Source organism: Nocardioides sp. S-1144, assembly GCF_005954645.2.
Classification (GTDB): domain Bacteria; phylum Actinomycetota; class Actinomycetes; order Propionibacteriales; family Nocardioidaceae; genus Nocardioides; species Nocardioides dongxiaopingii.
In genome coordinates this window covers 1,373,152-1,396,411 of the sequence record NZ_CP040695.2, presented here as the reverse complement: position 1 = coordinate 1,396,411, position 23,260 = coordinate 1,373,152, and the positions used below count along the sequence as shown (strand labels likewise).

The 23,260-nt window shown below is 73.5% G+C and carries 18 protein-coding genes; 6 read left to right on the top strand and 12 right to left on the bottom strand.

The window, feature by feature from the left end; all coding sequences use genetic code 11:
• Positions 1 to 54 precede the first annotated feature (54 nt).
• Complete coding sequence (locus FE634_RS06615; RefSeq protein ID WP_138875419.1) at positions 55 to 507, top strand: MaoC family dehydratase; 453 nt, start codon at positions 55 to 57, stop codon at positions 505 to 507.
• Positions 508 to 513: 6 nt separating this feature from the next.
• Here FE634_RS06615 and FE634_RS06610 read toward each other — a convergent pair whose 3' ends face one another.
• Together FE634_RS06610 and FE634_RS06605 are read right to left on the bottom strand one after the other, a co-directional pair.
• Entirely contained in the window at positions 514 to 1,797 is a 1,284-nt protein-coding gene (locus FE634_RS06610; RefSeq protein ID WP_137293216.1) for a thymidine phosphorylase, read from the bottom strand.
• A gap of 10 nt (positions 1,798 to 1,807) precedes the next feature.
• A complete protein-coding gene (locus FE634_RS06605) occupies positions 1,808 to 2,215 on the bottom strand; it encodes a cytidine deaminase (RefSeq protein ID WP_137293215.1) in 408 nt (135 codons plus the stop codon).
• 274 nt (positions 2,216 to 2,489) lie between these two features.
• Here FE634_RS06605 and FE634_RS06600 point away from each other — a divergent pair, with 274 nt between their 5' ends.
• The 4 genes from FE634_RS06600 to FE634_RS06585 all read left to right on the top strand — a co-directional run bounded on the left by FE634_RS06600 (position 2,490) and on the right by FE634_RS06585 (position 7,906).
• The gene (locus FE634_RS06600) at positions 2,490 to 3,575 is read left to right on the top strand and encodes a BMP family lipoprotein (protein WP_137293214.1); all 1,086 of its coding nucleotides are present in this window, start codon (positions 2,490 to 2,492) and stop codon (positions 3,573 to 3,575) included.
• Between the two features lie 211 nt (positions 3,576 to 3,786).
• Complete coding sequence (locus tag FE634_RS06595) at positions 3,787 to 5,301, top strand: ABC transporter ATP-binding protein (RefSeq protein WP_137293213.1); 1,515 nt, start codon at positions 3,787 to 3,789, stop codon at positions 5,299 to 5,301.
• Positions 5,298 to 6,608, top strand: coding sequence for an ABC transporter permease (locus tag FE634_RS06590; protein WP_148240449.1), 1,311 nt, complete (start codon positions 5,298 to 5,300; stop codon positions 6,606 to 6,608). The genes FE634_RS06595 and FE634_RS06590 overlap by 4 nt, the downstream gene beginning before the upstream one ends.
• Positions 6,605 to 7,906 (top strand): ABC transporter permease, encoded by a 1,302-nt coding sequence (locus FE634_RS06585; protein ID WP_246060610.1) that lies wholly within the window; start codon positions 6,605 to 6,607, stop codon positions 7,904 to 7,906. Before FE634_RS06590 ends, FE634_RS06585 begins: the two co-directional genes overlap by 4 nt.
• Positions 7,907 to 7,966: 60 nt before the next feature.
• Here the strand turns inward: FE634_RS06585 and FE634_RS06580 are convergent, their stop codons facing one another.
• The 10 genes from FE634_RS06580 to FE634_RS06535 form a co-directional block, all read right to left on the bottom strand.
• Positions 7,967 to 9,178, bottom strand: a complete 1,212-nt coding sequence (locus tag FE634_RS06580) for an amidohydrolase (protein WP_137293211.1) — start codon at positions 9,176 to 9,178, stop codon at positions 7,967 to 7,969.
• A gap of 87 nt (positions 9,179 to 9,265) precedes the next feature.
• Entirely contained in the window at positions 9,266 to 10,357 is a 1,092-nt protein-coding gene (locus tag FE634_RS06575; RefSeq protein ID WP_148240447.1) for a ScyD/ScyE family protein, read from the bottom strand.
• A 104-nt stretch (positions 10,358 to 10,461) separates the two neighbouring features.
• Positions 10,462 to 11,445 carry a methylmalonyl Co-A mutase-associated GTPase MeaB gene (gene meaB, locus FE634_RS06570; protein WP_137293209.1) on the bottom strand — a complete coding sequence of 328 codons (984 nt, stop codon included), beginning with the start codon at positions 11,443 to 11,445 and terminating at the stop codon, positions 10,462 to 10,464.
• 132 nt (positions 11,446 to 11,577) lie between these two features.
• On the bottom strand, positions 11,578 to 13,749 hold the full coding sequence (gene scpA / locus FE634_RS06565) for a methylmalonyl-CoA mutase (protein ID WP_137293208.1): 2,172 nt from the start codon (positions 13,747 to 13,749) through the stop codon (positions 11,578 to 11,580).
• Entirely contained in the window at positions 13,746 to 15,473 is a 1,728-nt protein-coding gene (locus FE634_RS06560; protein ID WP_187366842.1) for a methylmalonyl-CoA mutase family protein, read from the bottom strand. Before FE634_RS06560 ends, scpA begins: the two co-directional genes overlap by 4 nt.
• A 123-nt stretch (positions 15,474 to 15,596) precedes the next feature.
• Positions 15,597 to 16,373, bottom strand: a complete 777-nt coding sequence (locus FE634_RS06555; protein ID WP_138875417.1) for a succinate dehydrogenase/fumarate reductase iron-sulfur subunit — start codon at positions 16,371 to 16,373, stop codon at positions 15,597 to 15,599.
• 10 nt (positions 16,374 to 16,383) lie between these two features.
• Positions 16,384 to 18,243: a fumarate reductase/succinate dehydrogenase flavoprotein subunit gene (locus FE634_RS06550; protein WP_148240445.1), complete on the bottom strand. Its 1,860-nt coding sequence runs from the start codon at positions 18,241 to 18,243 to the stop codon at positions 16,384 to 16,386.
• Position 18,244: 1 nt separating this feature from the next.
• Positions 18,245 to 19,072, bottom strand: coding sequence for a hypothetical protein (locus tag FE634_RS06545; protein WP_137293204.1), 828 nt, complete (start codon positions 19,070 to 19,072; stop codon positions 18,245 to 18,247).
• A gap of 126 nt (positions 19,073 to 19,198) precedes the next feature.
• The gene (locus FE634_RS06540; RefSeq protein ID WP_138875416.1) at positions 19,199 to 20,464 is read right to left on the bottom strand and encodes a DUF1501 domain-containing protein; all 1,266 of its coding nucleotides are present in this window, start codon (positions 20,462 to 20,464) and stop codon (positions 19,199 to 19,201) included.
• A 6-nt stretch (positions 20,465 to 20,470) separates the two neighbouring features.
• Positions 20,471 to 21,985: a DUF1800 domain-containing protein gene (locus FE634_RS06535; RefSeq protein WP_187366841.1), complete on the bottom strand. Its 1,515-nt coding sequence runs from the start codon at positions 21,983 to 21,985 to the stop codon at positions 20,471 to 20,473.
• Between the two features lie 166 nt (positions 21,986 to 22,151).
• Here FE634_RS06535 and FE634_RS06530 point away from each other — a divergent pair, with 166 nt between their 5' ends.
• The gene (locus FE634_RS06530; protein WP_137293201.1) at positions 22,152 to 23,216 is read left to right on the top strand and encodes a glycosyltransferase; all 1,065 of its coding nucleotides are present in this window, start codon (positions 22,152 to 22,154) and stop codon (positions 23,214 to 23,216) included.
• Positions 23,217 to 23,260: the final 44 nt, after the last annotated feature.

Below are 23,260 nucleotides of genomic sequence, written 5' to 3'. Positions count from 1 at the left end.
CGATCATCCAACCACCCCGTCTGCCCGCCGCTGCCGCGGCACGGAGGCCCCGCCATGCGCACCTTCACCACCCTCGAGGAGCTCGACGCCGCGGTCGGCGAGGAGCTCGGAACCGGCGACTGGCTGGAGATCGAGCAGGACCGGGTCGGCCTGTTCGCCGACGCCACCGACGACCACCAGTGGATCCACGTCGACGTCGAGCGGGCCAACGCCGGCCCCTTCGGCGCCCCGGTCGCGCACGGCTACCTCACGCTGTCGCTGATCCCGCACCTCGGCACCAGCGTCTTCGCGCTCGAGACCCCCGGCGCCAAGCTGAACTACGGCCTCAACAAGGTCCGCTTCCCGCACCCGGTCAAGGTCGGCCAGCGGCTGCGCGCCCACGTCACGCTGGTCGCCGTCGACGACCTGCCCGCCGGCAAGCAGCTCACCCTGAGGCACGTCCTGGAGATCGACGGCGTCGACAAGCCGGCCTGCGTGGCCGAGACGGTCGTCGTCCTGCTGCCCTGAGGCGCCTCAGGCGATCCGGTCGATCAGCAGGTCCTGCTTGACGACGTCGGCGGCGTCGCCGACCTCCCAGCCGCCGTCGAGGGAGGCCAGGGCCCGCTCGAAGCGGGCCGGCTCGTCGGTGTGCAGCGTGAACAGCGGCTCGCCGGCGGTGACCTCGTCGCCGGGGCGGGCGTGCCACACGACGCCGGCGCCGGCCTGCACCGGGTCCTCCTTGCGGGCACGGCCGGCGCCGAGGCGCCAGGCGGCCATGCCGACGGCCATCGCGTCGAGCCGGGTCAGCACGCCCGACGCCGGCGCCACGACGACGTGTGACTCGCGGGCGGTCGGCAGCGCGGCGTCCGGGTCGCCGTCCTGGGCGCGGACCATCGCCTTCCAGGCATCCATGGCCGAGCCGTCGGCGAGCCGGTCGGCGGGGTCGACGTCGTCGCGCCCGGCCGCGGTCAGCATCTCGCGGGCCAGCGCCACGGTGAGCTCGACGACGTCGGCGGGCCCCCCGCCGGCGAGCACCTCCACCGACTCGGCGACCTCGAGGGCGTTGCCGGCGGTGAGGCCGAGCGGGGTGCCCATGTCGGTGAGCAGCGCGACGGTGGTGACCCCGGCGTCCTTGCCCAGCGCGACCATCACCTCGGCGAGCTCGCGGGCGCGGGCGACGTCCTTCATGAAGGCGCCGCTGCCGACCTTGACGTCGAGCACGAGCGCCCCGGTGCCCTCGGCGATCTTCTTGCTCATGATCGAGGAGGCGATCAGCGGGATCGCCTCGACCGTGCCGGTCACGTCGCGCAGCGCGTAGAGCTTCTTGTCCGCCGGCGCCAGCCCGTCGCCGGCGGCGCAGATGACGGCGCCGACCGACTCCAGCTGCGCCATCATCTCGTCGTTCGACAGCGCCGCGCGCCAGCCCGGGATCGACTCGAGCTTGTCGAGCGTGCCGCCGGTGTGGCCCAGGCCGCGCCCCGACAGCTGCGGCACCGCGACGCCGCAGGCCGCCACGAGGGGCGCCAGCGGGAGCGTGATCTTGTCGCCCACCCCACCGGTCGAGTGCTTGTCGGCCGTCGGACGCGAGAGGGAGGAGAAGTCCATCCGCTCCCCCGACGCGATCATCGCGGCGGTCCAGCGGGCGATCTCGCGCCGCTCCATGCCGTTGAGCAGGATCGCCATCGCCAGGGCCGACATCTGCTCGTCGGCGACGTCGCCGCGGGTGTAGGCGTCGACCACCCAGTCGATCTGGCTGTCGCTCAGCTCCCCGCGGTCGCGCTTGGCGGTGATGATCTCGACGGCGTCGTGGGCACTCATGGGCGCGACCCTACTGGCCGAGGTCCTCGGGTCCGAAGGCCTGCGGCAGCACCTCGGCCATCGTCAGCACCCCGCGCGGGGTCTCCACCAGCAGCTCGGCGCCGCCGTGCTCCCAGAGCAGCTGACGGCACCGGCCGCACGGCATGATCACGTCGTCGTCGCCGTTGACGCAGACGAAGTGGGTCAGCCGGCCGCCGCCGCCGGCGTGCAGGGAGGAGACCAGCCCGCACTCCGCGCAGAGGGTGACGCCGTAGGCGGCGTTCTCGACGTTGCACCCCACGACCACCCGGCCGTCGTCGACCAGCGCGGCGGCGCCGACCCGGAACCGGCTGTAGGGCGCGTAGGCGTGGCGCGCGATCTCGACGGCGGCGGCGCGCAGCGCGCTCCAGTCGACGGGTGCTCCGGGCTCGACACTCACAGCTGGCTCCTCTGGGCGGGGCGCGGTTCGCGCCGGGCGACACACCCTGACGCACGACGGCGACCGGCACAAGCCACCCGTGCCGACCCCGCCCGGTGACCTCGTCGCGGCCGTCCCGGGGCGGGCGACGGAGCCCGCGGGAGGGCCCGAAGATCCCAGTACGGTAAACGTTTCGATACATCGCGCCTTCGGAAGACTTTCGGCCGCGATATCGCGTAGCGTGACCGACCGCGCTGCACCCACTCCGGGGGCAGGAGATCTGGAGGCACCACGTATGAAGATCAGGAAGTCCGTCCTCGGCGGAATCTCGGCGCTCACCCTGGCCAGCGCCCTCGTCGCGTGTGGCGACGCCCCCGACGACTCGGCCGGTGACGACGAGACGAAGACCGACTTCCTCCCGTGCATCGTCTCCGACGCCGGTGGCTTCGACGACAAGTCCTTCAACCAGCTCGGCTTCGAGGGCCTGGTCAAGGCCGCCGACGAGCTCGGCGCGGAGTACAAGGACGTCGAGTCCAACAGCGAGAACGACTACGCCCCCAACCTCACCAACCTCGTCGACCAGGGCTGCGACGCCATCGTCACCGTCGGCTTCGCGCTCTCGGCGGCCACCGTCGAGTCGGCCAAGGCCAACCCCGACATCGAGTACATCCTCATCGACGACGCCGCCGACAACGACTTCGACGGCACCAAGGACGCGGACAACATCAAGCCGCTCCTCTACGACACCGCCCAGGCCGCGTTCCTGGCCGGCTACGCCGCCGCCGACTACTCCAAGACCGGCACCGTCGGCACCTACGGCGGCCAGCCGTTCCCGACCGTGACGATCTTCATGGACGGCTACCGCCAGGGCGTCGAGTACTACAACGAGCAGAAGGGCGCCGACGTCAAGGTCGCCGGCTGGGACGGCGAGAACGGCTCCTTCACCGGTGGCTTCGAGGCCAACGAGAAGGCCACCAACACCGCCACCCAGATCCTCGGCCAGGACGTCGACGTCATCCTGCCCGTCGGCGGCCCGATCTACGAGGGCGCGCTCACCGCGATCGCCGACTCGGGCTCCGACGCCGTCATGGTCGGCACCGACGCCGACGTCTTCGAGAGCGACCCGAAGACGCAGGACGTCATCCTGACCTCGATCATGAAGAACATGGACGTCTCGACCTACGACGCCATCATGGCCGCCGGCAACGACGAGTTCGACGCCGAGGCCTATGTCGGCACCCTCGAGAACGACGGCGTCGCGATCGCCCCGTTCCACAACTTCGAGACCGAGGTCAACGAGTCGCTGCAGGGCGAGCTCGACGAGATCAAGGCCGGCATCATCGACGGCTCCATCCCGGTGACGTCGTACCTGACCCCCTGATCCACCGCTGAGGACAGGAGGGAGGTCCGGCCCCGGCCGGCCTCCCTCCTGCCTTTCCCGGAGCGGTCGCCCAGCACCTCGGTGACCCCCACGCGTCCTTGTGCCGCGTCGCGCAGCCGTGGTAGGCACCTCGCGACGCCGCCCGCGACGGGCTCCGCGAGCCCGTCCGACGACCCACGCCTCACGCACGCACACCACTAGGATGCGCCCCATGCAGCTCGCCCTGCGCGACATCACCAAACGCTTCGGTGCCCTCGTCGCCAACGACCGGATCTCCCTGACCGTCGAGCCGGGCGAGGTCCACTGCCTGCTCGGGGAGAACGGCGCCGGCAAGTCGACGCTGATGAACGTCCTCTACGGCCTCTACCAGGCCGACGAGGGCGAGATCGTCCTCGACGGCACGGTCCAGCACTTCTCCGGCCCGGGCGACGCGATCGCCGCCGGCATCGGCATGGTCCACCAGCACTTCATGCTGGTCCCCGTCTTCACCGTCGCCGAGAACGTGATGCTCGGCAACGAGTCCACCGGCTTCGCCGGCTCCCTCGACCTCGACGCCGCCCGGCGCCGGGTCCGCGAGATCTCCGACCGCTTCGGGTTCCACGTCTCCCCCGACGCCGTCGTCGAGGACCTCCCCGTCGGCGTCCAGCAACGCGTCGAGATCATCAAGGCTCTCTCCCGCGACGCCCGCGTCCTCGTCTTCGACGAGCCGACCGCCGTGCTGACGCCGCAGGAGACCGACGAGCTCATGGGGATCATGCGCCAGCTCAAGGAGTCGGGCGTCGCGATCGTCTTCATCACCCACAAGCTGCGCGAGGTGCGCGCCGTGGCCGACCGGATCACCGTCATCCGGCGCGGCAAGGTGGTCGGCGAGGCCGACCCCGCCGCCAGCAACGCCGAACTCGCCGCCCTCATGGTGGGCCGGCCCGTGGAGCTGACGGTGCACAAGGAGCAGCCCGAGCTCGGCAAGGAGGCCCTGGTCGTCGAGCACCTCACCGTGACCGACCTCCACGGGCTGGTGCACGTCAACGACGTCAGCTTCTCGGTGCGCGCCGGCGAGGTGCTCGCCGTGGCCGGCGTCCAGGGCAACGGGCAGACCGAGCTGACCGAGGCGCTGCTCGGGCTCCAGACCCACGTCCGCGGCTCCATCACCCTCGACGGCAAGCGCCTGCACGGTCGCTCCGTGCGCCAGATCCTCGACGCCGGCGTCGGGTTCATCCCCGAGGACCGGCAGGTCGACGGCCTGGTCGGCACGTTCTCGGTCGCCGAGAACCTGATGCTCGACCGGAGCTTCGGTGCGCCGTTCGTCAAGCTGGGCTCAGTGCAGCGCGGCCGGCTCGCGGCGTTCGCCCGGGAGAAGTTCACCGAGTACGACGTCCGCGCCCCCGGCATCTCCGCGAAGGCCGGCACGCTCTCCGGTGGCAACCAGCAGAAGGTCGTGGTGGCCCGCGAGCTGTCCCGCGACCTGCGCCTGCTCGTCGCCGCCCAGCCGACCCGCGGGGTCGACGTCGGCTCGATCGAGTTCATCCACAAGCAGGTCGTGGCCACGCGCGACTCCGGGATCCCGGTCGTCGTGGTCTCCACCGAGCTCGACGAGGTCGTCGCGCTGGCAGACAGGATCATGGTGTTGTACCGAGGACAGATCGTCGGCATCGTGCCGGCCGACACCCCGCGCGACGTGCTGGGCCTGATGATGACCGGCGAGCGTCCCGCCGAGGTGGTCGCATGAGCGACGACAAGCCCGACCTCGCCAAGGCCTCCACGACGCCGCCCGACGACGCCGGCCCGACCGACGGCCCGACCGGCCCGACCGACCCGGTCGACCCGCAGGGCACCGCGCCCGTCGTCGTCGAGGAGGCCCGGCGTCCGGAGTCCCCCGGCTGGTACCCGGTGGTCCGGTCCATCACCTCCGGCAACGCCCTGGTCGCGGTGCTCTCGGTGGTCCTCGCGCTGATCGTCGGCTCGCTGATGATCATGTTCACCGACGAGGCCGTGCGCGACTCGGCGTCCTACATCACCGCCCGTCCGCAGGACTTCTTCAGCGCCTCGTGGGACGCGATCAGCGGCGCCTACACCGCGCTGTTCCGCGGCTCGATCTACAACAACCTCTCGCCGACGTCCGAGGGCAGGATCCGCCCGCTCACCGAGACCCTCAAGTTCTCCGGCCCGCTGATCATGGCCGGCCTCGGCGTCGGCCTGGCCTTCCGCGCCGGGCTGTTCAACATCGGCGGCCGCGGCCAGATGCTGCTCGGCGGCGCCGCCGCCGGCTGGGTGGCGCTGAACGTCGAGGTCTCCGGGCCGCTGCTGCTCGTGCTCTCCGTGCTCGCCGGCATGGTCGGCGCCGGGCTGTGGGCCGGCATCGCCGGTCTCCTCAAGGCCCGTACCGGGGCGCACGAGGTGATCGTGACGATCATGCTCAACTACGTCGGCTTCTACCTGGTCTTCTACGCCCTCTCCAAGCAGGGCATCCTCCAGCAGCCCGGCTCGGTGAACCCGAAGTCGCTGCCGATGCCCGAGGACGCCGTGCTGCCGCGCCTGCTCGGCGACCAGTTCAGCCTGCACCTCGGCTTCGTCCTGGCGCTGGTCGCCGTGGCGGTCGTCTGGTGGATCCTCAACCGCTCCGCGCTCGGCTACCGGTTCCGCGCCGTCGGGGAGAACCCGCACGCCGCGCGCACCGCCGGCATCGACGTCGGCCGGATGTACGTCGTGGTGATGCTGATGGCCGGCGGCCTCGTCGGGCTCGCCGCCTCCAACCAGGTGCTCGGCACCGTGCCCGACGGCGTGACCACCGGCCTCGACGCCGGGATCGGCTTCGACGCCATCACCGTGGCGCTGCTGGGCCGCTCCCACCCGATCGGCATCCTCGGCGCCGGGCTGCTGTTCGGCGCCTTCAAGGCCGGCGGCTTCTCGATGCAGGCCGCCGAGGGGATCCCGGTCGACATCGTCCTGGTCATCCAGTCCCTCATCGTGCTCTTCATCGCCGCACCGCCGCTGGTCCGGGCGCTGTTCCGTCTACCCGCCAAGGAGGCGATGTGAGCACGACCGAGAACGGCCCCGCCGTCGAGATCCCCGACGAGCCGGTGACCGACGAGGCCCGGGTCGTCACCGTCGTCAGCCCCAAGGTCGCCGTCGTGCTCGGGCTGCTGACCGTCGGCCTCGGCCTCGCGGTGTTCCTCGGCTCGCAGAGCGGTGACACCACCTACCGGCTCGCCTCCCGCGACGACCTCTTCGAGCTGCCCGAGATCACGGTGCCGGTGATGGGCACCGCGATCGCCGCGCTGGTCGTGATGGCGCTGTGCACCGCGGAGGCGGTGCGCCGCTACCTCGCCCGGCTCCGGGTGCCGACGTGGCTGCCGATCGTCTTCGCCGTCGTGGCCATGACCGGGTTCCTCACCTGGGCCGCCGCCGGCGGCACGGTGCCGCTCGTGGGCCTGCTGAGCGGGTCGGTGGCCCTCGCCGTCCCCCTCGTGTTCGGCGCCCTCGGCGGGGTGCTCGGCGAGCGGGCCGGCGTGGTGAACATCGCCATCGACGGCCAGCTGCTCGCCGGGGCCTTCGCCGCGGCGCTGACCGCCTCGGTCGTGGGCTCCACCTGGGCCGGCATGCTCGGTGCGATGGTGGCCGGCGCCCTGGTCGCGGTGATCCTCGGGGTCTTCGCGATCAGCTACTACGTCGACCAGGTCATCGTCGGCGTCGTGCTCAACGTGCTCGTCATCGGCGTCACCAGTTTCATGTTCTCGCAGGTCCTCGCCCCCAACGCCGAGTCGCTCAACTCCCCGCCCCGCCTGAGCGCGATCACGATCCCGGTCCTGGGCGACATCCCGGTCGTGGGAGCGATCCTGTTCCGGCAGACGGTCATCGTCTACCTGCTCTACGTCGCGGTCGCGGTGGTCACCTGGGCGCTCTACAAGACGCGGTGGGGCCTGCGGGTCCGCGCCGTCGGCGAGCACCCGAAGGCCGCCGACACGGTCGGCATCAACGTCGTCGCGACGCGCTACAAGACGATCCTGCTGGCGGGCGCGATCGCCGGCCTCGGCGGCGCGTTCTACACCCTCGTCTCGGTGCAGGGCTTCAACCGGGAGATGACCGGCGGCGCGGGCTACATCGCGCTCGCCGCGGTCATCTTCGGCAAGTGGGACCCGATCCGGGCCACCCTGGCCGCCCTGCTGTTCGGCTTCGCCTCCAACCTGCAGGGCGTGCTGTCGGTCATCGGCTCGCCGGTGCCGAGCCAGTTCATGCTGATGCTCCCCTACGTCGTGACGGTCTTCGCCGTCGCCGGCCTGGTGGGCCGCTCGCGGGGGCCGGCCGCGGTGGGGCTGCCCTACCGCAAGGCCTAGCGCCCGCAGCACCGCCCGCGACGCCCCGTCCTCCCCGCGAGGACGGGGCGTCCGGCACGTCTAGGCCGAGCCCGAGCCCAGGCCGGGCGAGACGATCGAGCCGAGCGCCGCCCCGGCCAGCACCCGCGCGCCGATGCCGATGGCGCGCTCGTCGACCTGCAGGTTGCCCTGGTGCAGGTCGTAGGTCGCCCCGCCGGGGGTGCGGGTGCCGAGGCGGAACATGGCGCCCGGGACGTGCTCGAGGTACCAGCCGAAGTCCTCGCCGCCCAGGCTCTGCGGCACCGCGGTCTGGCCGGCGGTGCCGAGCGCCTCGCGGACGGCGGCGGCCAGGATCGCGTTGGAGCCGGCGTCGTTGACCACCGGCGGCACGCCCTGGAGGTAGTTGACCGTGGCGGTGACGCCGTAGGGGCGCACGATGTCGTGGATGGCCTCGCGGATGATCGCCTCGCACTCGGACCAGGCCACGGCGTCGAGGATCCGCACGGTGCCGGCGACCAGCCCGCGGTCGGGGATGACGTTGGGCGCCGAGCCGGCCCGGACGACGCCCCACACCACGCTGACCCCGGCACGCGGGTCCATCCGGCGGCTCAGGACGGCGGGGAGCTCGCTGGTCACCTTGGCCAGGGCGAAGGTGAGGTCGCCGGTGAGGTGGGGCCGCGACGTGTGTCCGCCGGTGCCCTCGAGGTGGACCTCGATCTTGTCGGCGGCGCTGGTCAGCGCGCCGGAGCGCAGGCCGACCCGGCCGACGTCGACGTTCGGGTCGCAGTGCAGGGCGAAGATCCGGTCGATCCCCTCGAGGTGGCCGTCGGCGACGAGCTGGCGGGCACCGCCCGGCATCACCTCCTCGGCCGGCTGGAAGAGCAGCCGCACCCGGCCGGGCAGCTCACCGCGCTCGTGGAGCTCCCCGAGGGCGAGCGCGGCCCCGACGAGGCTGGTGGTGTGGACGTCGTGGCCGCAGGCGTGCGCGACGCCCGGCACGGTGCTCTGCCAGGGCACGTCGGAGACGTCCTGGACGGGCAGGGCGTCGATGTCGGCCCGCAGCGCGATGGCCGGGCCTCCCTCGGCGGGGCCGATGTCGGCGACCACGCCGGTCGGCGACGGCAGCGTGACCCGCCAGCCCGCGGCCTCGACGCGCTGCGCGACCAGGTCGGTCGTCCGGGACTCCGCCCACGAGAGCTCGGGGTGGGCGTGGAGGTCTCGGCGCAGGTCGACGAGCTCGCCGGCGTACTTGGTGACGACGTCGGCGATGAGCGAGGAGAGGTGGTCGGGCATCCGGTCCAACCTATCCCCCGGCGGTGGCGCCCCTCGGCCCGGACCGGGTCGAGCGACACCACCACCCCCTCGGGCGAACGTCGGGACTCAGCGCCGGATCGCGACCAGCCGTCCCTCGGCCAGCACGTCGGCGGTCGCGAACAGGCGACCGCGGTGGAGCTCGACGTCGCCGGGCATCCCGATCGGCAGGAACGGTCGCGCCCGCCGCGCGCCGGGGGCGATCCGGGAGATCCTCGAGCCGAACAGCTCGGCGACGTACACCGCGCCCCGCGGCGTCACCGCGAGGCCGGTCGCGCTGACCAGTCCCTTGGCGACGAGGGTGACCTCGCCGGAGGCCGGGTCGACCCGGAACACCCGGCCCTGGGCGCCGGTGCTGCCGTCCTCGGGGCCGCCGGGCAGCGCCGAGACGTAGAGCTGGCCCCGCGGTCCGACCTCGACGTCGGTGGGCACGCCCTCGAAGACGTAGACGTGGCCGACGGTGCAGGCCGGCATCCCGTTGGCCTCCGCGGCCGCGCGGGTGATCCTGACCGGCACGGGCGGCAACACGGCGGTCGTGCTGACCCGGCCGCGCCGGTCGACCTCGAGGATCGCGTTGGCGGCGGCGTCGGCGACCCAGGTGCGGCCGCCGGCGGTGGTCGTCGCGTAGGGGTGCGACTCGACGATGCCGCGGTAGCGGGCCGGGAACCGCTCGGGCAGCTGCGAGGCGCAGTCGGCCCCGAGCCGGCGGAACCCGTAGCGGACGCCACCGTCGGGGTTGGTGCGCCGCTCGTGGGCGCCGAGGTCGGCCAGCTCGCTCGCCGCACCCCCACGACCCAGCCTCATCAGGTGGGTCTGACGCCGCAGGGTGGTGGCGAAGACGACGGTGCCGCGGTGCACCGAGACGGCGCCGACCTCGACGCCGCGCTCGGCCTGGTAGACCGGCCGGGCCGGCCGGTCGCCGCGCTGGCGCATCAGCGTGCCGGTGAAGTTCTGGCTGAACCAGCGGGTCTGCCGGCCGCCGACCGCGACGCTCAGCGGGCTGACCAGCCCGGGGACGAGGGTGACGGCGCGGGGCGGGGCCGGGGACCCCGCGGTGTCGTCGGCGGCGGAGGACGTCGCGAGCGCCGAGGTGAGGAACGGGGCGGCCAGGGCGACGGCCAGGCCGGCGACCGCTGCACGGGTCGCGGTGGTGGTGGGCATGAAGTGCGCCTCTCGTGGGGTCGGGCAGGACGACCACCGATGCTGCTCGCCCCCGGCGCCGCCGGGCAGGATCGATGCACCTTTACCCCGGCTTTGGGGACGGCTCAGCCGTCGTAGGCGGCCAGCAGCCGGTCCGCCGCGACCGTGGCCGGCAGGTCGCCGGCCAGGACCTCGGCGCGGACGTCGTCGCGGATCGCCCGGACGCCGGGTGAGTGCCGCAGCCGCTGGTCGAGCTCGTCGCGCACCAGCGCCCAGGTGAAGGCGAGCTGCTGCTGGGCGCGCTTGGCGGCGAGGCCCTCGACGCCGAGGTGGTCGCGGTGCCCGAGGACACGCTGCCAGAGGTCGTCGACGCCGACGTCGTGCAGGGCCGAGCAGGTGACCACCGGCGGCGCCCACTCCCCGTGCCCGCGCACCAGCCGCAGCGCGCCGGCCAGCTCGCGCGCGGCCACCCGCGCCTCCTGCTCGTGCTCGCCGTCGGCCTTGTTGACCGCGACGACGTCGACGATCTCGAGGATGCCCTTCTTGATGCCCTGCAGCTGGTCGCCGGTGCGGGCCAGGGTGAGGAACAGGAACGTGTCGACCATCCCGGCGACGGTGACCTCGGACTGCCCGACGCCGACGGTCTCGACCAGCACCACGTCGTAGGTCGCGGCCTCGAGCACCGTCATCGCCTGCACCGTCGCCCGCGCCACGCCGCCGAGCGTGCCCGCGCTCGGGCTCGGGCGGATGTAGGCGTGCGGGTCGGCCGAGAGCCGCGCCATCCGCGTCTTGTCGCCGAGCACCGAGCCGCCGGTGCGCACGCTGCTCGGGTCGACGGCCAGGACGCCGACGCGGTGCCCGGCCGCGGTCAGCCGCGAGCCGAGCGCCTCGATGAAGGTCGACTTCCCCACGCCCGGGACGCCGCTGATGCCGACCCGGACCGCGGGCGAGCCGACGCCGGCGCCGGCGTCGGTGGTCAGCAGCGTGAGCAGCTCGCGCGCCGCGGCCCGCTTGGCCGGCAGCGCCGACTCCACGAGCGTGATCGCCTGCGCGACCGCCGCGCGCCGGCCCTCGCGGATCCCGGCGACCAGGGCCTCGACGTCAGGCATCGCCGGCCCGCTCGTCGACGGGGAGGGTCTCGACCCGGGCTCGTTGGCGCTCGCCCGGCTCGACCGACGGACGGCTCCGGTGGTCGAGCCGTGGGGACGCCGTCACCGCGGGTCGAGACCTCGCGCCCACCATCAGTGCCCGAGCTGCTCGCGCAGCCTCGCGAGCAGGTCGAGCGCCGACTCGGCGATGACGGTGCCGGGCAGGAAGACCGCGGCCGCACCCATCTCCCGCAGCGTCGGGACGTCGTCGGGCGGGATCACGCCGCCGATGACCGTCATGATGTCGGGCCGCCCCTGCTCGGCGAGCGCCTGCTTGAGGGCGGGCAGCAGCGCGAGGTGGCCCGCGGCCAGCGAGCTGACCCCCACGATGTGGACGTCGGCGTCCACGGCCTGCTGCGCGACCTCCTCCGGCGTGGAGAACAGCGGGCCGACGTCGACGTCGAAGCCCATGTCGGCGAAGGCCGACACGATCACCTTCTGGCCGCGGTCGTGGCCGTCCTGGCCCATCTTCGCGACCAGGATGCGCGGACGCCGTCCCTCGGCCTCGTCGAAGGCCTCGGTGGCGTCGAGCACCTGCCGCAGCAGGGTGCCGTCGCCCTCGCCTGCGGTGTCGCGGTACACGCCCGAGATCGTACGGATCACCGCCTGGTGCCGGCCGTAGACCTTCTCCAGCGCGTCGGAGATCTCCCCGACCGTGGCCTTGGCGCGCGCGGCGTCGACGGCCAGGGCGAGCAGGTTGCCGTCGAGGCTCCCCCTCGCGGCGCCGCGGTCCGCCGAGTTCGTCAGCGCCTCGAGGGCCGAGGCGACGGCGTCGTCGTCGCGCTCGGCGCGCAGCCGCTCCAGCTTGGCCAGCTGCTGGCGGTAGACGTCGTCGTTGTCGACCTTGAGCACGTCGAGGCTGTCCTCGGCCGCCAGCCGGTAGGTGTTGACGCCGATGACCTTCTGCGCGCCGGAGTCGATGCGTGCCTGGGTACGGGCCGCGGCCTCCTCGATGCGCATCTTCGGGATGCCCTGCTCGATCGCCCTGGCCATCCCGCCGGCGCGCTCGGCCTCCTGGATGTGGCCCCAGGCGCGCTCGGCGAGGTCGTGGGTGAGCCGCTCGACGTAGTAGGAGCCGGCCCACGGGTCGATCGTGCCGGTCGTGCCGCTCTCCTGCTGCAGCAGCAGCTGGGTGTTGCGGGCGATCCGGGCGCTGAAGTCGGTGGGCAGCGCGATGGCCTCGTCGAGGGCGTTGGTGTGCAGGCTCTGGGTGTGACCCTGGGTGGAGGCCATCGCCTCGATGCAGGTGCGCTGGACGTTGTTGAAGACGTCCTGCGCGGTCAGGCTCCAGCCCGACGTCTGGCTGTGCGTGCGCAGCGACAGCGACTTGGGGTTCTGCGGCTCGAACTCCCGCACCAGCCGGCTCCACAGCGCGCGAGCCGCGCGCATCTTGGCGACCTCCATGAAGAAGTTCATCCCGATCGCCCAGAAGAAGCTCAGCCGCGGGGCGAACTGGTCGATCGTCATGCCGGTCCCGAGGCCGGCGCGGATGTACTCGACGCCGTCGGCGAGGGTGTAGGCGAGCTCGAGGTCGTTGGTCGCCCCCGCCTCCTGGATGTGGTAGCCCGAGATCGAGATCGAGTTGAACCGCGGCATCCGCGCCGAGGTGTAGCTGAAGATGTCGGAGATGATCCGCATCGACGGCGCCGGCGGGTAGATGTAGGTGTTGCGGACCATGAACTCCTTGAGGATGTCGTTCTGGATCGTCCCCGCGAGCTGCTCCGGCTGCACCCCCTGCTCCTCGGCCGCGGCGATGTAGAGCGCGAGCACCGGCAGCACGGCGCCGTTCATCGTCATCGACACCGACATCTCGTCGAGCGGGATCCCGTCGAAGAGCGTGCGGGTGTCGTAGATCGAGTCGATCGCGACGCCGGCCATCCCGACGTCGCCGCGCACCCGCGGGTGGTCGGAGTCGTAGCCGCGGTGGGTGGCGAGGTCGAAGGCGACGCTGAGGCCCTTCTGGCCGGCGGCGAGGTTGCGCCGGTAGAAGGCGTTGGAGGCCTCGGCGGTCGAGAAGCCGGCGTACTGGCGCACGGTCCACGGCTGGGTCGTGTACATCGTCGGGTAGGGCCCGCGCAGGAACGGGCTCAGGCCGGGCCAGGTGTCGAGGGCGTCGAGGCCGGCGAGGTGCTCGGGGCCGTAGACAGGCAGCACGTCGATGCCCTCCGGGCTGGCCCACGCCTCGCCGCCACCCGTGCCGGCCGTCGCGCCCGACGGGGCGCCGCCGCCCAGCGGCAGGCCGGCGAAGCTGCTCGGAACGCTCATGACAGGGCCTCTCGCGTGCGGCTGAGGAAGGCGAGGGCGTCGACGCCCGTCGCGCAGGAGTCGTCGGCGTGGTCGGCGGGCCGGCCCGCGACCACGACGCGGGTCGCGCCGGCCTCGCGGAGGGCGGCGGCCGCGGCCGCGCCCCACTCGGCGTAGGCGGCGTCGGTGCCGGCGAGGCAGACGACGCGCTGGCCGGCGTAGGCCGCGAGCAGGGCCTCGACGCCGTCGGTCGCGCCGGCGGGGTCGGTGGCGACACCCCCGGCCGCGAGGAGGTTGGCCGCGAACGTCGCCCGCGCGGTGTGCGCGGACACGGGCCCGAGGGTGGCGAGGAAGACGTGCTCGGCGGGCGGGTCGTCCCGCAGGGCCTCGAAGCTGGCCGCGTAGGACCGGACGCCGGCCGCCGCGAGCCCGTCGCCGGACCGCTCGGGCAGCGTCTCGGCGAGGTTCGGGAACTCGGTGACGCCGGTCAGCGGACGCCGGCGGGTGGCGACCTGCTCCTCGCGCTCGCGGGCGACGGCGGCGATCTCCTCGGTGAGGTCGGCGCCGTCGTCGAGCCGCCCGAGGACGGCCCAGGCGGCGACCGCGAGGTCGTCGGTGAGCCTCTCGACGGCGTAGGACCCGCCGGCGGGGTCGGCCACGCGAGCGACGTGCGCCTCGGAGATCAGCAGCGCGGAGGTGTTGCGGGCGTTGCGGCGTCCGAGGGCGTCGGGGCGACCCAGCGCGGAGTCGAACGGCAGCACCGTGACGGCGTCCGCGCCGCCCACGCCCGCGGCGAACGCGGCGACGGTGGTGCGGAGCATGTTCACCCAGGGGTCGTAGCGCGTCATCATCGGCCGGCTGGTGACGGCGTGCAGCCGCATCGGGACCGGCTCGGCGTCGCAGTGCTCCTGGAGCCGCGCCCACAGCCGCCGCGCGGCCCGCAGCTTGGCGATGCCGGCGAACTGGTCGTCGGTGACGGCCAGGCGGAACTCGACCAGGGCGGCGGCCTCGGCGACGGTGAGGCCGGCGTCGGTGGCGGCGCGCAGGTAGCCCGCCGCGGCCGCCATCGCCGCGCCGACCTCCTGGGCGTCGGAGGCGCCCCGGTCGTGGACCACCGTGGCGTCCAGCACGAAGCCCAGCACGCCGGCCGCGCGCGCGGCCGCGGCGACGTCGGCGTCGAAGGCGGGCGCGCCGAGGTTGGTGCCGGGGTGCAGCGCGACGTCGCCGACGCGGGCCAGGAACGCGCGGGCGGTCGCCGCGGCGTCGTCCGCCGGGGGCTGGAGGACGACGGGGGCGAGGTCGAGCAGGACGCCGTCCAGCAGCGTCTCGAAGTCGGTGTCCGGGCCCGCCTCGAGCCAGGTCGACGTCACGCCCCCCTCGAGGTCGCCGAGGATCTCCTCGTTGGCCGCCCGCGCGGGGCCGGCGGCGACGTGGGAGCGGACGTCCCAGTCACCCGCCCGGGTCGGGCGGCCCGCGGTCTGCAGGTCCTCGAGCAGCTCGGGCGTGCCCAGCGGCGCGACCGGGATCCCGTCGAGCGTGGTGCGGGTCAGCTTCTCCCAGACCAGCGCGTCGTCGTCCTCGTCGGTCATCCGGCGCGCCTTGCGGAGCACCTTGGCGGTCTCGCGCTCCCAGTCGGCGCGGGTGTGCCGGTCCTCGGCCTGGGCCAGCTCGAGCGAGCCCTGCTCCGGCTCCAGCTCGGTCGGCTCGTCCAGGCCGCCCTCGACGGCGGTCCCCTCGATGGTCATGCTCGGCACCCTAGGCACCCGACGTGACGACGGCCACCCACTGTGATGTTTGCCGTACGACCGTTCGGCTGCCGCCACCCCCGTACCCGCGCCCCGGATCTCCGGCCGGGTCGGCGCCGGCGGTCAGACCTCGGTGCGGCCGTCGTCGTCCTTGGCGCGGAGGCCGATCTTGGCGCCGAGCCAGACCAGGGGGTCGAACTTGCGGTCCACGACGCGCTCCTTCAGCGGGATGATCGCGTTGTCGGTGATCTTGATGCCCTCGGGGCAGACCTCGGTGCAGCACTTGGTGATGTTGCACATCCCGAGGCCGGCGGCGCCCTGGGCGAGCTCGCGGCGGTCGTGGGTGTCGAGGGGGTGCATGTCGAGCTCGGCGTAGCGCAGGAAGAACCGCGGCCCGGCGAAGGCCGGCTTGTTGTCGTCGTGGTCGCGGACGACGTGGCAGACGTCCTGGCACAGGAAGCACTCGATGCACTTGCGGAACTCCTGGCCGCGCTCGACGTCGACCTGCGCCATCCGGCGCCGGCCGTCGGCGTCGCGCGGCGGCGGGGCGAACGACGGCAGCTCGCGGGCCTTCTCGTAGTTGAACGAGACGTCGGTGACGAGGTCGCGGATCACCGGGAAGGTCCGCATCGGGGTCACCGTGATCGTCTCGGCGGGGTCGAAGTCGGAGAGCCGGGTCATGCACAGCAGCCGGGGCCGGCCGTTGATCTCCGCGCTGCACGAGCCGCACTTGCCGGCCTTGCAGTTCCACCTGATCGCGAGGTCGCCGGCCTGGGTGGCCTGCAGCCGGTGCAGGGCGTCGAGGACGACCTCGCCCTCGGACACCTCGACGGCGTAGTCGCCGAGGTCGCCGCCGTCCTGGTCGCCGCGCCACACCCGCAGCTTCAGCTCGTAGCCCATGGTCGCTCCCTCACTTGCTCTCGAAGTACTGCTGGAGCTCGTCCGGCATCACCGGCAGCGGTTGCTCGTGCAGCTCGACGCCGGTGCCGGCGGCGTCGAGGCGCACGACGAGGTTCCTGGTGCCCCACGCCGGGTCGGGGCCGGGGAAGTCGTCGCGGGTGTGACCACCGCGGGACTCCTCGCGGGCCAGCGCCGCCCGCGCGACCGCCTCGCTGACGACCAGCATGTTGCGCAGGTCGAGGGCGAGGTGCCAGCCCGGGTTGTACTGGCGGTGGCCCTCCACCTTCATCGACGCCGCCCGCACCTTGAGGGCCTCGATCGCGCGCAGCGCCTCCTGCAGCTCCGGGCCGGTGCGGATGATCCCGACCAGGTCGTTCATCGACTGCTGGAGGTCGGCCTGGATCGAGTACGGGTTCTCGCCGCCCTCCACCTCGAACGGCGCCAGCGCGCTGGCCCGGGCCGCGCGGACGTGGTCCTCGTCGACCTGCGGACGCCGCGCGCCCAGCCCGGCGGCGTGGGCCGAGGCCGACTCGCCGGCCCGCTTGCCGAAGACGAGGAGGTCGCCGAGGGAGTTGCCGCCGAGCCGGTTGGAGCCGTGCATCCCGCCGGAGCACTCCCCCACGGCGTACAGGCCGGTGACCGCGCTCTCCTGGGTGTCGGGGTCGACCTCGACCCCGCCCATCACGTAGTGGCAGGTCGGGCCGATCTCCATCGGCTCCCGGGTGATGTCGACGTCGGCGAGCTCCTTGAACTGGTGGTACATCGAGGGCAGCCGCTTGCGGATGAACTCCGGGCTCCGGCGCGAGGCGATGTCGAGGTAGATGCCCCCGTGCGGCGTGCCCCGCCCGGCCTTGATCTCGGAGTTGATGGCTCGCGCCACCTCGTCGCGCGGCAGCAGCTCGGGAGGTCGGCGGTTGCTCTTCTTGTCCTCGTACCAGGCGTCGGCCTCCTCGACGGTGTCGGCCGTCTCGGCCCGGAAGTACTCGGGGATGTAGTCGAACATGAACCGCTCGCCCTCGGAGTTCCGCAGGATGCCGCCGTCGCCGCGCACCGACTCCGTGACCAGGAGCCCCTTGACCGACGGCGGCCACACCATGCCGGTCGGGTGGAACTGCACGAACTCCATGTTGATCAGCGACGCCCCGGTGCGCATGGCCAGGGCGTGGCCGTCGCCGGTGTACTCCCACGAGTTCGAGGTGACCTTGAACGACTTGCCGATGCCGCCGGTGGCCAGCACGACCGTCGGGGTGTCGAACACGACGAACCGGCCGGTCTCGCGCCAGTAGGCCAGCGCCCCCGACACGACGCCGTCCTGCTTGAAGACGTCGGTGACGGTGCACTCCATGAAGACGTCGATGCCGAGCGCGACCGTGCGCTGCTGCAGCGTCCGGATCATCTCCAGCCCGGTGCGGTCTCCCACGTGGGCCAGGCGCGCGTACTTGTGACCCCCGAAGTCGCGCTGCGAGATCAGCCCGTCCTCGGTGCGGTCGAACAGCGCGCCCCAGTCCTCGAGCTCCATCACCCGCTCGGGCGCCTCCTGCGCGTGCAGCTGGGCCATCCGCCAGTGGTTGAGCATCTTCCCGCCGCGCATGGTGTCGCGGAAGTGCACCTCCCAGCCGTCCTCGGGCCACCGGTTGCCCATCGCCGCGGCGATCCCGCCCTCGGCCATCACCGTGTGCGCCTTGCCGAGCAGCGACTTGCAGACGACGGCGGTGCGCGCGCCCGCCTCGTGCGCGGCGATCGCGGCCCGCAGGCCGGCACCACCGGCGCCGACCACGACGACGTCGTAGGTGTGCCGCTCCGTGCCGCCCTCGGCGGCGCCGGACATCTCGTTGCCGGTCATCGGGTGCCGGGTGCTCGACTCGTCCATGTCAGAAGAACCTCAGGTCCTGGATCGTGCCGGTGGCGAGGAGGAGGACGTAGAGGTCGACCAGCGCCACCGAGAACAGGGAGTACCAGGCGAACCGGCCGTGGTGGGCGTTGAGCCGCGACACCCACGTCCAGAGCCGGTAGCGGACCGGGTGCCGGGAGAAGTGCCGCAGCCGCCCACCCACGGCGTGCCGGCACGAGTGGCACGAGAGCGTGTAGAGCCAGATCAGCACGATGTTGACGATCATCAGCAGCGTGCCGAGGCCCATGTGGACGCCGCTGGTCTCGCCGTCGCCGACGGCGTACTCGCCCGGCATGGGACGGAACGCCAGGACGACGTCGAAGGTGAGGACCAGGCCGACGACGACCGCGGCGTACCAGAAGTAGCGGTGCGCGTTCTGCAGCACCAGCGGGAAGCGCGACTCCCCGCTGTAGGCCGCGTGCGGCTCGGCGACCCCGCACGCCGGCGGGGAGAGCCAGAAGGCCCGGTAGTAGGACTTGCGGTAGTAGTAGCAGGTCATCCGGAACCCGAGCGGGAAGACCAGGATGATCAGCGCCGCCGACAGCGGGAACCAGCCGAACGGCTGGCCGAAGTCCGAGGCGCCCTCGACGCAGTCGCCCAGGCACGGCGAGTAGAACGGCGAGAGGTAGGGCTTCGCGTAGTAGTCGGCGCCCGTGAAGGCCCGCACCGTCGCGTAGACGACGAAGGCGGAGAACACGACGAACGTCGCCAGCGGCGCCTGCCACCACCGGTCCGTGCGGAGCGTCCTGGCTGCGATCCGGGCCCGCGTCGGGCCCCGTACGCCGGTGCTTCCCTGGCCAGTGCTCATCCGCGCCCCTTGCTCGTGCAGTCAGCCGGTGGTGCGCCGAGTCTGGACGAACCGGGCCGAATGTGAAAGAGGTCACACCGGACCGGCGGTTCCCGGCCCGCTCCTCCGGGCGCTGGGTGGGCCGGCTCAGCCGCTGCCGACCACGCCCAGGGGTGCGTGGCGCAGGCCCGGGAACACCGTCGCCGGCGAGGCCCCGAAGCGGGCCGCGCCGATCTCGGCCAGCACCTGCCGGTGGTCGGTGGTGACCCGCAGGTCGGCCTCGTAGCCGGTCGACAGCCCCGGCCACCGGCCGTGGTAGCCGCCGCGGACACCGGCACCGGCGAGGAGCATCACGTTGCCGTGACCGTGGTCGGTGCCGCCGCTGTCGTTCTCGACGACGCGGCGCCCGAACTCGCTGATCGTGACCAGCGTGACCTTGCCGGCCTGGTCGCCGAGGTCGCCGAGGAACGCCGCCATCGACGCCGCCAGGTCGCGGGCGTTGCGCGCCAGCCACCCGTCGTCGGAGCCGCCGGTGCCGACGTGCATGTCCCAGTCGCCCTGGTCGACGGTGATCACCTCGACCCCCACGTCGCCGCGGACGATCCGGGCCGCCGTCGACAGCGCGCGCCCGAGGTCGGTCGCGGGGTAGGCGTCGCCGTGGTCGGCCGCGGCGCGGATCGGGCCGGCGTCCGCGACGGCGTCGAACACCGAGCGCATGCTGCGCCCCAGCGGGGTCGCCTCGCCCTTCCACAGGGTGCGGAGCGAGGCCTTCTTGCGACCGTCGCCGTTCGAGCCGGGGATGGTGAGGGCGTCGACGTCGCCGCCGGACATCACCGGCGAGGCCCCGTGCAGCGACGTCGGGAGGACGCCGCCGCCCACGCCGAAGCCCTGCAGCGGCGAGCCGCCCGGCGTCGTGCCCACCAGGCGGTTGAGCCACCCCACGCGCGTCGAGGAGCCGGGGTCGGCGTCCTCGACCTCCTCCATCGCGGAGAAGTGCGACCGGTTGGCGACCGGCAGCCCGGTGGCGTGGACGGCGGCGACCCTGCCCGCCTGCCACAGCGGCGTCAGCGGGGCCAGGGCCGGGTGCAGCCCGAACATCGCGTCCTTGTGCAGCAACCGGTCGGAGGGGACCGCGATGCCCGGGCGGGCGCGGTAGTAGACCGGGTCGCCGTGGGGCACGACGAGCGAGAGCCCGTCGGCCCCACCGCGCAGCGACAGCACGACGAGCACCGAGGACGCCGTCCGGGCCGACGCGGGCGAGGAGGTGACCACCGCGCCGCCCACGACGGTGCTGGCCCCGGCCAGGGCGAGCGCACCCCGCATCAGCCCGCGGCGCGAGACGGCGGCCTGCACACCGGCGTACTCGTCGCAGCAGGAGCGGGGGTGCTGGGTGGGCTGGTGGGTCGAGGTCATGGCGGGCTACCTGCTCAGGTGGGCGGGGCTGTCGAGGAACACGGCGAGGAAGGTCGGAAACATCCACTGCACGAGCGGGTGCTCGGCGTCGACCCGCTCGCGGCGCCCCACGCCCGTGGCCCGGGAGCAGGCCTCGACGAGCCGGTCGGAGGCGGGACGGTGCAGCACGAGGCGCGACACGTGGTCGACCAGGTCGTCGAAGCGGACCTCCGGGCGCGGCAGCCACTGCCGCGGCTCGCGGTGGCCGACCGCGACGTCGGGCCACCAGCCCCCCGCCAGGTCGAGGTGGAAGCGCATCGAGGCGAGCAGCCGCGACGGCGAGGACCAGGACGCGCTGTCGATGGGCTGCCCGTCGGGTGCCGGCCACGCGTACGGCGAGGTGCCGATCGAGCTGGCCTGCCACAGGATCGCCTCGGCGGCCGACCGTCCGCGCGCCTCCCCGCTCGGCGGCCGGGAGATGGACTTCCCGAGCACGCGGTAGGTGGCCACGACGTCCTCGCCGGGGTCGCGGACCTTGGCGCCGGCCGACCGCGCGAACGCCGACGAGGCGACCAGGGCCCGCAGCACCGGCTTGATGGCGGTGTCGTGCTCCAGGTACACGCGGGCGAGCCGGTCGACCAGGGACGCCGGCGGGCGGTCGCCCACGAACTTCACCGCGAGCCGCTGCGCGACCCGCCGGGCGGTCTGCGGGTGGTGCGCGAGGTAGCGCAGGTAGCGGCGGGTGACCGCGCGGCCGTCGTCGGACCTGTTCGCGTCGACGAAGCCCTTGACCCGCACCCGGCCGACGTGGTGCTCCTCGCGGTGGTACTCCGGGCGCCAGCTCTCCCACAGGTCGACCGACCAGCCGGTGAGGATCCGGGCCGAGTCGCGGACGTCGTCCTCGGTGTACTGGCCGACGCCGACGGTGTGCAGCTCGAGGAGCTCGCGCCCGAGGTTCTCGTTGGGGTGCTCCTTGGTGGACTCGGCGGCGTCGAGGTGGATGAGCATCGCGGGGTGGGTGATGGCGGCCACGAGGAGCTCGTCGTAGCGCCCGAGGGCGTGGCGCCGGATCGTGGCGCCGTAGTCGACGCGGTGGGTGAACTGCTCGTCGCCGGAGGCCGGCACGTGCAGCAGGTTCTCCCACAGCTCGGTCATCATCTCCAGCACCGGGCGGCGGGTCCTGGTCCGCCGCACGAGCAGCCAGCGGGCGTAGTCCTCCATCACCTCCCACCCGCCCTCGACGTCCTGCACCTGGCGCCGCCACAGCTCGGCCGGCCCGCGCCGCAGGCTCGGGAACCACCCGGCGACGGCGTCGGCCTGGGGGTCGCGGACCGACCCCGGCGAGAGCTGCTGCTCGAACCAGCGCGCGGCCCCGCCCGCGGCGCGGACCCGCCGCGCGAGCTCGGGGGTGATGCCGTAGGAGAACCGGCTGACCAGGTGGCGCTCGGCCGGCGGCAGCAGGCGCACGACGCCCCGGGCCCGGGGGTCGGGTGCGGCCTGGCCGGCGGCGGGGGCGGGGGCGTTCGTGGAGGAAGCGGTCACGGACATCGTCCGGGGACTCCTGGCGTCGAGGGGTGGGCACGCAGGAGGGAGCGCGACCACCGTAGGGCCTCCCGCCGCCGGTGCCCACCCACGCGTTCACCTGGTGTGCACCGACGGGACGGGTCGCGGTGGTGGCGGCGACGGACGTGGCGGCGAGGCTCGCGACATGCGGATCGCCCTGGTCACCGAGACGTTCTACCCCGCGGTCGACGGCACCACGACGACGCTGAAGGCCGTCGCGGACCGGCTCGTGGACCTCGGCCACACGGTCCGGATCATCACCCCCGGACCCGGGCTGACGACGTACCGGACCTCGCAGGTGGTGCGGGTCCGTCCCCTGGAGCCGGCCGGTCCGCAGGTGCGCGCGGCCCTCGACCAGTTCGGCCCGGACCTCGTGCACGTCACCTCCCCCGGGGTGCTGGGTCGCAAGGCCCTGAAGCTGACCCACCGCACCGGTGTCCCCTCGCTGGTCGTCGAGCAGTCCCCCGTGCTCGACGTCAGCGCCGACTACTGGCGCTCGCGCGTCGCCGACCGCGCCGACCGGGTGCTGGTCACCTCGACCTGGATGGTCGACCGGATGGCGGAGTTCGGCGTGGACGCCGGGCTCTGGCGCCCGGGCGTCGACACCGCGGCGTTCACCCCCGCGCTGCGGGACGGCTGGCTGCACGACTCGTGGTCGCGCGCCCGCTCGACCGCGCGCGCGGGCCGGCCCCCGCTGGTGGTCGTCGGGTACGTCGGCGGGCTGCACAAGCGCCACGGCGTGCGCCGCCTCGCCGAGCTGGCCGCCCTCGACGGCGTCCGCCCGGTGGTGATCGGCGACGGCCCCCAGCGCGAGTGGCTGGAGTCGCGGCTGCCGGGGGCGAAGGTGACCGGCTCGATGGGCACCGGCGACCTGACCGTGGCGATGGCGACCCTCGACCTGCTCGTGCACCCCGGGGAGCACGAGACCTGCGCCCACACCCTGCGCGAGGCAGCAGCGGCCGGCGTCCCCGTCGTCGCGCCGCGCTCGGGCGGCGCGCCCGACGTCGTGCGCCACCTCGAGACCGGTCTGCTCTACGACCCCTCCGACCCGCGGGCGTTCCGGCGGGCCGTCGAGGCGGTCGTCGCCGACCGGCACCGCGGCCTCCTCGGCTCGGAGGGGCGCGAGGTCGCGCGGCGCCGCAGCTGGTCCGACGCGGTCGACGAGCTGGTCGCCGAGCACCTGGTCACGACGCAGGCCCACGCCGCCTGACACCGCGCGACGCGGCCGGACGGGCGGCCGACGGGTCGTTCCGC

Excerpts from the sequence above, each read along its gene's own strand:
- FE634_RS06615 (WP_138875419.1), top strand. The coding sequence starts at position 55 with ATGCGCACCTTCACCACCCTCGAGGAGCTCGACGCCGCGGTCGGCGAG.
- FE634_RS06610 (WP_137293216.1), bottom strand. The coding sequence starts at position 1,797 with ATGAGTGCCCACGACGCCGTCGAGATCATCACCGCCAAGCGCGACCGC.
- FE634_RS06600 (WP_137293214.1), top strand. The coding sequence starts at position 2,490 with ATGAAGATCAGGAAGTCCGTCCTCGGCGGAATCTCGGCGCTCACCCTG.
- FE634_RS06595 (WP_137293213.1), top strand. The coding sequence starts at position 3,787 with ATGCAGCTCGCCCTGCGCGACATCACCAAACGCTTCGGTGCCCTCGTC.
- FE634_RS06590 (WP_148240449.1), top strand. The coding sequence starts at position 5,298 with ATGAGCGACGACAAGCCCGACCTCGCCAAGGCCTCCACGACGCCGCCC.
- FE634_RS06580 (WP_137293211.1), bottom strand. The coding sequence starts at position 9,178 with ATGCCCGACCACCTCTCCTCGCTCATCGCCGACGTCGTCACCAAGTAC.
- FE634_RS06575 (WP_148240447.1), bottom strand. The coding sequence starts at position 10,357 with ATGCCCACCACCACCGCGACCCGTGCAGCGGTCGCCGGCCTGGCCGTC.
- meaB (WP_137293209.1), bottom strand. The coding sequence starts at position 11,445 with ATGCCTGACGTCGAGGCCCTGGTCGCCGGGATCCGCGAGGGCCGGCGC.
- scpA (WP_137293208.1), bottom strand. The coding sequence starts at position 13,749 with ATGAGCGTTCCGAGCAGCTTCGCCGGCCTGCCGCTGGGCGGCGGCGCC.
- FE634_RS06560 (WP_187366842.1), bottom strand. The coding sequence starts at position 15,473 with ATGACCATCGAGGGGACCGCCGTCGAGGGCGGCCTGGACGAGCCGACC.
- FE634_RS06555 (WP_138875417.1), bottom strand. The coding sequence starts at position 16,373 with ATGGGCTACGAGCTGAAGCTGCGGGTGTGGCGCGGCGACCAGGACGGC.
- FE634_RS06550 (WP_148240445.1), bottom strand. The coding sequence starts at position 18,243 with ATGGACGAGTCGAGCACCCGGCACCCGATGACCGGCAACGAGATGTCC.
- FE634_RS06545 (WP_137293204.1), bottom strand. The coding sequence starts at position 19,072 with ATGAGCACTGGCCAGGGAAGCACCGGCGTACGGGGCCCGACGCGGGCC.
- FE634_RS06540 (WP_138875416.1), bottom strand. The coding sequence starts at position 20,464 with ATGACCTCGACCCACCAGCCCACCCAGCACCCCCGCTCCTGCTGCGAC.
- FE634_RS06530 (WP_137293201.1), top strand. The coding sequence starts at position 22,152 with ATGCGGATCGCCCTGGTCACCGAGACGTTCTACCCCGCGGTCGACGGC.